The organism is Nonomuraea sp. NPDC005983, assembly GCF_040614375.1.
In the GTDB taxonomy this organism is placed as follows: Bacteria; Actinomycetota; Actinomycetes; order Streptosporangiales; family Streptosporangiaceae; genus Nonomuraea.
Window position 1 is genome coordinate 21909 of sequence record NZ_JBEXUP010000109.1, and the last position, 6629, is coordinate 28537.

The 6629-nt window shown below is 71.7% G+C and carries 7 protein-coding genes; 5 read left to right on the forward strand and 2 right to left on the reverse strand.

Annotated features, from left to right (window positions below):
- Nucleotides 1-54 precede the first annotated feature (54 nt).
- Both ABZ297_RS34615 and ABZ297_RS34620 read left to right on the forward strand, forming a co-directional pair.
- Nucleotides 55-1122: an LLM class flavin-dependent oxidoreductase gene (locus tag ABZ297_RS34615; protein ID WP_355355365.1), complete on the forward strand. Its 1068-nt coding sequence runs from the start codon at nt 55-57 to the stop codon at nt 1120-1122.
- Nucleotides 1122-2627: an AMP-binding protein gene (locus ABZ297_RS34620; protein WP_355355368.1), complete on the forward strand. Its 1506-nt coding sequence runs from the start codon at nt 1122-1124 to the stop codon at nt 2625-2627. Before ABZ297_RS34615 ends, ABZ297_RS34620 begins: the two co-directional genes overlap by 1 nt.
- Nucleotides 2628-2743: 116 nt before the next feature.
- Here ABZ297_RS34620 and ABZ297_RS34625 read toward each other — a convergent pair whose 3' ends face one another.
- Complete coding sequence (locus ABZ297_RS34625) at nt 2744-3334, reverse strand: TetR family transcriptional regulator (RefSeq protein WP_355355371.1); 591 nt, start codon at nt 3332-3334, stop codon at nt 2744-2746.
- Between the two features lie 97 nt (nt 3335-3431).
- Between ABZ297_RS34625 and ABZ297_RS34630 the strand changes: the two genes are divergently transcribed.
- Both ABZ297_RS34630 and ABZ297_RS34635 read left to right on the forward strand, forming a co-directional pair.
- A complete protein-coding gene (locus ABZ297_RS34630) occupies nt 3432-4577 on the forward strand; it encodes a cytochrome P450 (RefSeq protein WP_355355374.1) in 1146 nt (381 codons plus the stop codon).
- A 159-nt stretch (nt 4578-4736) separates the two neighbouring features.
- Nucleotides 4737-5027: a hypothetical protein gene (locus tag ABZ297_RS34635; RefSeq protein ID WP_355355377.1), complete on the forward strand. Its 291-nt coding sequence runs from the start codon at nt 4737-4739 to the stop codon at nt 5025-5027.
- 14 nt (nt 5028-5041) lie between these two features.
- Here the strand turns inward: ABZ297_RS34635 and ABZ297_RS34640 are convergent, their stop codons facing one another.
- Nucleotides 5042-5947: a cyclase family protein gene (locus ABZ297_RS34640; protein ID WP_355355380.1), complete on the reverse strand. Its 906-nt coding sequence runs from the start codon at nt 5945-5947 to the stop codon at nt 5042-5044.
- Nucleotides 5948-5978: 31 nt separating this feature from the next.
- Between ABZ297_RS34640 and ABZ297_RS34645 the strand changes: the two genes are divergently transcribed.
- Nucleotides 5979-6629: serine hydrolase domain-containing protein (locus ABZ297_RS34645; RefSeq protein ID WP_355355383.1), on the forward strand; the 651-nt coding region annotated here is incomplete at its 3' end.

Sequence of the window (6629 nt, forward strand, 5' to 3'; positions counted from 1 at the left end):
AGGAGCTGGTACGCTCCCAAGCGAGCGCTTGGTTCACTTCCGAGGGGCTGCCGCATGAAGTTCTCCACCTTCCACCTCTTCCACCGGTTCGACGGTCAGAGCTTCAAGGACGTCTACGACTACCACCTCGAACTCATCGAGCTGGCCGAGGAGCTGGGGTTCGACGGGGTACGGCTGGCCGAGCACCACTTCCGCGACTACGGCGTGGCGCCGAACCTGTTCACCGTGCTCGCCCACGCCGCCGCGCGCACCTCGCGCCTGCGCCTGGGCACCGGGATCGTGGTGCTGCCGCTGCACAACCCGATCCACGTGGCCGAGGAGGCCGCCCAGGTGGACGTGCTCTCCGGCGGCCGGCTCGACCTGGGCATCGGACGCGGCTACCAGAGCTTCGAGTTCGAGGGCTTCGGCATCGACCTGGCCGAGGCCCGCGATCGGTTCAACGAGGCGTTGGAGGTGGTCCTGGGCCTGTGGACCCGCGACACCTTCCAGCACGAGGGCAAGTTCTACCGGACCGGCACCGAGGTCGCGCTCGCCCCCCGCCCCCTCCAGGCCCCGCACCCTCCGATCCACGTCGCGGCCGTCTCCCCCGAGACCGTCACCATGTACGCCGAGCGCGGCCTGCCGATCCTGGCCGACCCCGCCGCCCCGTTCCGCAAGGTCGTCGACGCCGCCGCGAACTGGCGGGAGACGGCCGCCCGCGCCGGCCACCCCGCCGGGGCCGAGCTGGTGGTGGCCCGCAGCGTCTACGTCGCGCCCACCGTGGAGCAGGCGCGCGAGGACCAGGCCAGGTTCGAGGCGGCCTTCGACCGCTCGCGCATCTTCAACGCCAAGAGCGCCCCCATCGACCCGAAGACCGGCAGGGCCGCCCAGGGGTTCGAGTACTACCAGGACCGCTACCTCAAGGGCGGCTCGGTCACCCCCGACTTCCGCTGGGAGCAACTGGAGGTCATCGGGGACCCGGCCCGCGTGATCGAACAGGTCACGCTGCTGCGTGACGCCGGGTTCGGCAACCTGCTGTGCGACTTCGGCAGCACCCGCCCGATGCCGCTGTACGAGATGAAGAAGGTCATGCGCTTCTTCGCCGCCGAGGTCATGCCCGCTTTCCGCGCCCAGGAGGCGTGATGATCCACAGCCTGTCCCTGTCCGACGTCCTGGCCGAGCACGCCCGCAGCCGTCCGCAGGTGACGGCCGTGGTGGACGGCGACCTGCGGCTCACCTACCCCGAGCTCGACGCCCGCGTCACCCGCCTCGCCGGCGCGCTGGCGGCGCGGGGCGTGACGGCCGGGGAGCGGGTGCTCTGGCTCGGCCAGAACGCGCACGCGGTGCTGGAACTGCTGCTGGCCTGCTCCCGGCTGGGCGCCGTCTGCTGCCCGGCCAACTGGCGGCAGTCGGCCGACGAGCTGCGCTTCGTCCTGGACGATCTGGAGCCCCGCGTGGTCGTCTGGGAGCCGTCGGACGCCGTCTCGGCCCTGCACGCCGAGGGCCGCCCCGGCTCGAACGGTGGCTGGGTGCAGGCGGGCGGCGCGTATGAGGCGATGCTGGCGGAGGCGTCCGAGCGGGAGTTCCCGCAGGTGGACGACCGTGAGCCGGTGCTCGCCCTGTACACCGCCGCCTTCGACGGACGTCCCCGCGCGGCCCTGCTCAGCAGCGCGGCGCTCGTCTCGCACAGCGCGGCGCTGCTCGTGGTCCGCCAGATGGAGCCGGGGTTCACCTTCCTCAACAACGGGCCGCTCTTCCACGTCGGCACCATGATGTTCTGCCTGGCCACGCTCCAGATCGGCGGCACCAACGTGTTCACGCCCGCGTTCGACGCCGAGGAGGTGTGCCGGCTCATCGACGCCGAACGGGTGACGCAGGCGTTCCTGTTCGGGCAGATGATCGACGCGGTGGTCGCGGCCAACGCCGGGCGCAAGTACGACCTGTCGTCGCTCAGGTTCGTCTCGCACTCCGCCGAGTGGGACGAGATGATCACTGTGGACGGCTCGCCGTGGTGCCGATCGAAGATGGGCGGGTACGGGCAGACCGAGGTGGGCGGGATGCTCACCTTCCTCGGGCTCGCTCCGGGCGCGGCAGGGTTCGCGGGCCGGCCGTCGCCGCTGGTGCAGGTGCGGATTCTCGGTCCGGACGGGGTCGAGCTGCCGCCGGGCGAGGTGGGGGAGATCTGCGCGCGCGGTAAGAGCCTCTTTTCCGGATATTTCGCCCGGCCTGACTTAAATGCCGCTAAGTCGCGGTACGGCTGGCATCACACCGGCGACCTCGGACGCCGCGAGCCCGACGGCACGATCACCTTCATCGGCCCCGTGCTCCGCATGATCAAGTCGGGGGTGGAGAACATCTACCCGGCGGAGGTGGAGCGGGCGCTCAAGAGCCACCCCGCCGTCGCCGACGCGGCCGTCATCGGCGTCCCCGACGCCACCTGGCACCAGGCGGTCAAGGCGGTCGTGGCGCTCAGGCCCGACGCCTCGGCGACCTCCGAGGAGCTGGTCGAGCACGTGAGGGGGCTGCTCGCGTCGTACAAGAAGCCCAGGCACGTCGACTTCGTGGACGCGATCCCCAAGCGCGGCTTCACCCCCGACTACGACGCCCTCGACGAGGCCCACGGCGGCGGCAACTACCCCGGCGCCTGACTCCCGCGCCTGACTCCGGCGTCGCTCTCGCCCCGCGCCCACCTCACCCCCGCTCGGCGTCCCAGCGCGCGCCGGGACGCCGGTCGTCGCGCACGGGAACGCCATCGCGCGCGACGCTACAGGGGCAGGCCCGCCTCCAGGTGGGCCAGGGCCCGGTCCAGCTCGGCAGGGACGTCCATGCTGGAATCCTTGGACCATTCGAGCCAGACCGCCACCACCACGCCGGTGATCGCGCCGGTGACGTTGCGCACCTCCGGGTCGTCCACGTCGCGCCCGGTCCGCTCGGCCAGGGTCTCCTGCAGCGTGCGCAGGGTCCGCCCGACGTTCTCCAGGCTGGCCGCCCACAGCTCGGGGACGCTCAGCATGAGCTTCTCCCGCTCCACCCCGTCGGCGACCTCCTCGGGCGAGCGTCCCTCGAGCATGGCCAGCGCCGCCGCCCGGACGGCCGCGATCGGGCCCATCTCCTGCGGCACCTCCCTCAGCGCGTCAAGGAAGGTCGGATACGCCTCGACCAGCACCAGATCCTCTTTGGACGGGAAGTAACGGAACACCGTGCTCGGGGCCACCTCGGCGGCCTCGGCGATCTGCTCGACCGTGGTGGCCGTATAGCCCTGCTCACGGAACAGCCGCAACGCCTCCTTCTGGATCAGCGCTCTGGTCTTGGCCTTCTTCCGCTCACGCAGTCCCTGCACGGGCCGGTCAGTCATAGGTCCGATTCTCGGGGGTAGCGCGCCCTCCGTCCACTCATGGGAGATCATTCGCTTTTGGTAGACAGGTCGCAAATGAGAGCCTACTCTCACAATCATGGAACTGCCCGTGAAGCGCACGCCCGGATGCCCCTTCGACCCGCCGCCCGAGCTCGCCGACCTGCCCCCGATGGGCAGGCTCGTCTTCTCGGACGGCCATCACGGCTGGCTCGCCACCAGCCACGACGCCGTCAGGACCGTCCTCGCCGACCCCCGGTTCAGCACGAGGCCGGATCTGAAGCACTTCCCCGTCCCCTCCGGCCAGGACAGGCGCCCTGCCCCGCCCGGCCTGTTCTCCAGCATGGACCCGCCCGAGCACAGCCGCTACCGCCGCCTGCTGACAGGCCAGTTCACCGTGCGCAGGATGCGGCAGCTCGAACCGCGCATCGAGCGCATCGCCGCCGACCGGCTCGACGCGATGGCCGCACAGGGGCCGCCGGTGGATCTGGTCCAGGCGTACGCGCTGCCCATCCCGTCCCTGGTCATCTGCGAGCTGCTCGGCGTCCCGTACGCCGACCACGACTTCTTCCAGGAGCAGACGGCGGACCTGGTCCAGCTGGGCATCGACTCCCGGCGGGCCGTCGCCGAGCTCACCCGCTACCTGGGCGAGCTGGTGCGGCGCAAGCGCGCCGACCCCGGCGACGACCTGATCAGCGGCCTGACCGGCGAGCTCACCGACGAGGAGCTGGCGAACGTCGCAGTCCTCCTGCTCGTGGCGGGGCACGAGACCACCGCGAACATGCTGGGGCTCGGCGTCTTCGCGCTGCTCCAGCACCCCGGACAGCGGGCGCTGCTGGACGCCGACGTGGACACCGCGGTCGAGGAACTGCTGCGCTGGCTGTCGATCGCGCACCTGGGCGCACCCACCCGGGCCGCCCTGGAGGACGTCGAGATCGCGGGCGAGCTGGTCAGGGCGGGGGAGACGGTGTCGATGTCGCTCCCCGCCGCGAACAGGGACGCGGACCTGTTCGACGACCCCGCCGCGCTCAGGCTCGACCGGCCGGGGGCGCGCAAGCACCTGGCGTTCGGGCACGGTGTCCACCAGTGCCTGGGGCAGCAGCTCGCCAGGATCGAGATGCGGATCGGCTACCGCGCCCTGTTCGACCGGTTCCCGACCCTGCGGCTGGCCGTGCCGGCGGACGAGGTGCCGACGAAGGACGACGCCGTGGTCTACGGAGTCCGCAGCCTGCCGGTCGCCTGGTAGCCCGCCGGTTCTCCGACCCGAGGCCCTGCCGGACGGGCGGCACGCGGGCCTGCCGGACGGCCGGTGCGCCATCTATCGCCGGGGTGCCGGGTCAGTGGATTCGCGCCCCCATGTGTGGCGTCAATGAGACGTCAACCCGCCCGGCCTACCGTCCCGCCCATGACCAGAATCCTCGGCACCCTCGTGGCCCTGGCTGTGCCCGTCCCCAGCCTGTTCCTGAGCTTCGTGATCGGAGCCTTCGCCGTGGACCCCTGTGGCGGGGAGAACCAGAGCGTCTACTGCAGATGGCCCAACCAGATCGTGTACGGCTGGCTGGCGTTCGTCCTGCTGGTGGTGATCGGCTCGATCGCCGCGATCTGGGCGGGCAGGGCGGCGCTGGCGCTCGGTCTGGGCGCCTTTACCGCCCTGTCCTCGATCCCGTTCATGGCGCTGGTGTGGCTGCTCTCTTGAGTTGGAACGCACTCTCAGAGGATCGCCAGGGGGTTGATCGGGCTGCCCGTGCCGCCCTCGATCAGAAGCGGGGCGGCGACGAAGACGAACTCGTCGCGTCCTGACGCGCTCAGCTCCTCCAGCCAGAGCATCTCGATCAGGTGCACGCCGTGGCGGTGCAGGAGGATGAGGTGCAGGTCGTCCTCCAGCGCCTCGTCGGCGAGTTGCCCGGCGTTCAGGCCGCCGATCGCCGCGTTGTCGGCGGCCACGGCGCAGACGTCGCGCTCGGCCAGCCAGCGTCCCGCGTCGGCCGACAGTCCGGGCTGGCCCGACCAGTACTCCTCCCGCGAGCGCTGCCAGACGGCGGGCCAGCCGGTGCGGATCACGGCGACGTCGCCAGGACGCAGGTCGGGGCCGGCCAGCTCGTCCGGGGAGATGCGGTGGCCCGCCGGGAGGTGGTCGAGGCCCAGGTGGCGGGGCACGTCGAAGAGGACTCCCCTAGCGACGACCCCGCCCACCTGCTCGATGCCGCAGCGTGTCGCGCCGTAGGACCGGACGCGGGCCGCCGGATGGCCGTTGTACAGCTCGTCGCCCGACCACATGTGGCAGAGCGCGTCCATGTGCGTGGTCGTGCCGTGGTGGGTGACGATCAGCGCGTCGTCGGCCACCCGCAGCCCCGCGCCCACCGGCCGCGCCCCCGCCGCGTAGTCGCCGCCGTCCACGGACATGAAGTGCTGCGGCAGCGGACGTCCCCGCAGGTGCGGAACCGTCGTCGGGGCCGGTGAGGAGGTGGCGCCCCTGATCGGCATCGCCAGGCTGAGCACCCGCCCCGAGGTCGCGGACGCGAGCGCGCCGAGCACCACCTCGGGCGTGAGCAGGTTCAGCGTCCCGCGCTGGTCGTCTGGGCCGAAGCGGCCCCAGTTGTTAGGCTCGGCAACCAAGTAAGCGCTTCCTTTCTCGAGCGGAGGTCCCATGCACTGCGATCCCCGGTTCGCGCGCGTGCGCGAGGTGTTCGAGCGTCATTTCGCCGAGGGCGAGGAGCTGGGCGCCGCGTTCGCGGTTTACCTCGACGGCGAGCTGGTCGTGGACCTCTGGGACGGCGTCGCCGACCGGCACACCGGGCGGCGCTGGCAGGAGGACACCCCGGCGTTCGCGTACTCGTGCACCAAGGCGATCACCGCCACCGTGCTGCTCCAGCTCGCCGAGCGCGGGCTCGTGGACGTCACGGGCCCGGTGACGCAGGTGTGGCCGGAGTTCGCGTCCGGCGGCAAGGCGGGGGTCACCGTCGAGCACCTGCTCACCCACCAGGCGGGGCTGCCGGTGGTGGAGTCCCCTGTGCCAGTGGAGGAGTTCGGGGACCTGGCGGCGATCGCGTCCAGGCTGGCCGGGCAGAGGCCGCTGTGGGAGCCGGGGACGGCGCACGGGTACCACGCGCTGACGTACGGGTTCCTGGTCGGGGAGGTCGTGCGGCGGGTCACCGGCAAGTCGGTGGGCGACCTGGTGGCGGCCGAGATCGCCGGCCCTCTCGGCCTGGACCTGTGGCTGGGCGCCCCGGACGAGGTGATCGCCCGCACCGCCCGCCTTACGGCCGGCGACCGCCCCCTCCAGGACGGGACACCGACC

Excerpts from the sequence above, each read along its gene's own strand:
- ABZ297_RS34625 (WP_355355371.1), bottom strand. The coding sequence starts at position 3,334 with ATGACTGACCGGCCCGTGCAGGGACTGCGTGAGCGGAAGAAGGCCAAG.
- ABZ297_RS34615 (WP_355355365.1), top strand. The coding sequence starts at position 55 with ATGAAGTTCTCCACCTTCCACCTCTTCCACCGGTTCGACGGTCAGAGC.
- ABZ297_RS34635 (WP_355355377.1), top strand. The coding sequence starts at position 4,737 with ATGACCAGAATCCTCGGCACCCTCGTGGCCCTGGCTGTGCCCGTCCCC.
- ABZ297_RS34620 (WP_355355368.1), top strand. The coding sequence starts at position 1,122 with ATGATCCACAGCCTGTCCCTGTCCGACGTCCTGGCCGAGCACGCCCGC.
- ABZ297_RS34630 (WP_355355374.1), top strand. The coding sequence starts at position 3,432 with ATGGAACTGCCCGTGAAGCGCACGCCCGGATGCCCCTTCGACCCGCCG.